Annotated in this window: 4 protein-coding genes; 2 read left to right on the top strand and 2 right to left on the bottom strand. The window is 68.2% G+C overall.

Annotated elements, in window-relative coordinates:
* Positions 1 to 358 (bottom strand): AAA family ATPase (locus ABZY12_RS34335; protein WP_356897383.1); only part of this gene is annotated, 358 nt, incomplete at its 3' end.
* A 79-nt stretch (positions 359 to 437) separates the two neighbouring features.
* Complete coding sequence (locus ABZY12_RS34330) at positions 438 to 956, bottom strand: hypothetical protein (protein ID WP_356897381.1); 519 nt, start codon at positions 954 to 956, stop codon at positions 438 to 440.
* 231 nt (positions 957 to 1,187) lie between these two features.
* Here ABZY12_RS34330 and ABZY12_RS34325 point away from each other — a divergent pair, with 231 nt between their 5' ends.
* Together ABZY12_RS34325 and ABZY12_RS34320 are read left to right on the top strand one after the other, a co-directional pair.
* Positions 1,188 to 1,592, top strand: a complete 405-nt coding sequence (locus ABZY12_RS34325; RefSeq protein ID WP_356897379.1) for a WYL domain-containing protein — start codon at positions 1,188 to 1,190, stop codon at positions 1,590 to 1,592.
* Positions 1,589 to 1,927 (top strand): hypothetical protein (locus ABZY12_RS34320; protein ID WP_356897377.1); only part of this gene is annotated, 339 nt, incomplete at its 3' end. The genes ABZY12_RS34325 and ABZY12_RS34320, both read left to right, overlap by 4 nt.

Raw genomic sequence — 1,927 nt, 5'->3', positions numbered from 1 at the left:
TCAGGGAGTCAATGATGACGACGTCGATCCCCCGGGCGGCGGCCACGGCCAGGGCCCGGATGAGGGCCTGCGGCTCGAAGCTGAGCAGCTTCATCGTCTTGAAGGTGAACAGACCGGCGTACTTGGACGCGGAGCCACGTTCCGTGTCGATGACGCCGAGCGTGCCGCCTTCGGGCAGCAGGCCGGTCCCGATGCTCAGGGCGGTGTAGGTCTTGCCGGATCCGGACGGCCCGGTCAGGGCGAGGCGAGCCTTCTCGGCAGCGCGTACGGCGTCCTCGAAGTCGAGTCCATCGACCAGGTTTTGGGTGTGCGAGGTCGGACCGCTCGCGGATGCGGCGGCCTGTGTGGCCGGGGCCATGAGGTCTCCTATGCGGTTGTTGCTGTGGGGCGGAAGGGGTCCGGTTGTCGGCGTCCAGACCCGCTACCGCGCGGCCCGGTTACTGGGCTTGGTCGTCAGCCGTTCCGTACTCGCCGACGCCGTAGCGCTGCTGCAGGGCGACGCTCGCGATCCACGAGACGGTGACCTTCGGCCGGGTGCCCTCCTCGTACAGGGCGTCGCACCGTTCCTGGGCCCTGGCGAGGAGCTTGGCGTTGGGCCGGACGTTCAGGTTGACCATGCGGACATGGGCGACGGTGCCGACAGCAGCTCGCTGCCGGCGCTGGGGGAAGTTGCCGTCGAGGAACGCCTGGAGGCCTTCCTCGACGATGCCGGTGAGGTTGTCGCCGGCCTCCTCGGCGGCCTTCTTGATGGCGTCGCGGTCGGTCTCGGGCATGCGGACGGGCAGCTTGCTTCCGGCGCCGACTTCTTCGGGGCCGCGGACCAGGCGCCATCCGTTCGGGCCGAGGACCTTGTCGACGGCGGCGGCCAGGTGCGGCTCGCCGATCTCCTTCAGCTTGGCTGAGGCGTTGGTGAGGTCCTGTCGGATGTTCGTGTCCGGGTGCGTGTTGCGGGGCACGGTGGAAGGTCCCTTCGGCGGTCGCCTGGTGGCCCGGGGGCGGGCCGGTAGGCGTGTGGGGGCGTTGACCACGCCAGTGTCCTCCTCAATGTAGTGCAGTCGCCCTATGTACAGGGTGACCGGGTGCGGAACCCGGGGCGTTCCCGGTGCTCACACCCTACCCCCAACATATTGCATGTGCAAGATGTTGGGGGTAGGGTGAAGCCACACCACGAACAACCGGGGGACACCATGAGGAACACCAACCGCCAGACCAACACCCGCACCCTCGCCGACCTCTACCGCGCCCTCGACCGCAAGCACGCCGTCACCATCACCTACCTCAAGCCCGGCGACACCGAGCCCACCGTGCGCACCATCGAGGTCTTCGACATCCGGACCACGAAGAACGGTCGGATCGAGGTCCACGCCATGTGCCGCCTGCGCGGCGAGGCCCGCAAGTTCTTCCTGGACCGGATCGTCTCGTACACCCCTCACCGCATCGCGTTCGTCATGGAGCGCGACGAGCCCGTCACCGTCGCCGGGCACGTCATCCCCTTCCGCTCCAGCGCTCAGCTCATCGCCCACGAGCTCGGCCGCGACGACTTCCCCCGCTACCGCCGCACCCACCAGCCGACCGCCCTGGAGGCCGCATGATCACCGCCGCGATCGTCAACGACACCCGCCACATCCAGCTCTCCGTCACCAGCAACGGAACGCCCCTCACCGTCGAACGCGACGGGCAGCAGGTAGACGTCACCGGTATCCGCTTCACCTACAAGGAAGGCGCCGTCACCGCGATCCGCATCATCACCACCGACGGCCATCTCTTCGCCGCGGAAGAGGACCTGGATGACCCCGACTCGTGGGTGGCCTGGATCCGTGCCCTTGCCGACGCCCACCAGCCGCTCCCCAACCGCCTGGAGCTGGAAGCCCTCGACAGCGTCATGCAGGGCGACACGTACAGCGCGAACGGCTTCATCCTCGGCATC

Origin of the sequence: Streptomyces sp. NPDC006551 (assembly GCF_040611675.1) — a bacterium.
Classification (GTDB): Bacteria; Actinomycetota; Actinomycetes; order Streptomycetales; family Streptomycetaceae; genus Streptomyces.
This window is presented reverse-complemented; position numbering and strand designations above follow the sequence as displayed.

Coding starts and splice junctions, on each gene's coding strand:
- ABZY12_RS34325 (WP_356897379.1), top strand. CDS start 1,188: ATGAGGAACACCAACCGCCAGACCAACACCCGCACCCTCGCCGACCTC.